The organism is Paraburkholderia sp. SIMBA_027 (assembly GCF_046535315.1).
GTDB classification, from domain to species: domain Bacteria; phylum Pseudomonadota; class Gammaproteobacteria; order Burkholderiales; family Burkholderiaceae; genus Paraburkholderia; species Paraburkholderia tropica.
In genome coordinates this window covers 1-241 of record NZ_JAWRWY010001485.1, presented here as the reverse complement: position 1 = coordinate 241, position 241 = coordinate 1, and the positions used below count along the sequence as shown (strand labels likewise).

Here is a 241-nt window from a genome sequence, read left to right as displayed (position 1 = left end):
CCATTGAGCACCGCGACTTTGTACCCGGACAGGTCATCGAGTGTCTTGATGCCCTTGGGGTTGCCTTTTGGCACCACCACCGACTGGCTGGAATACATGTAGTTGACGATATCGATCACCTGGCGCCGTTCGGGCTTGTCGAACAGTTGGTCGACGATCATGTCGCACTGCTGGGCGAGCAGCGCCGGCACCAGCCCCGAGAACGGAATCACTCGCCACTGCACCGGCTTGTCGCCCAGGC

The 241-nt window shown here is 60.6% G+C and carries 1 protein-coding gene; it reads right to left on the bottom strand.

Going from position 1 to position 241, the window contains the following annotated elements:
* The coding region (locus SB764_RS44135; RefSeq protein WP_410867329.1) for a transporter substrate-binding domain-containing protein at positions 1–241 on the bottom strand (241 nt) is incomplete at both ends.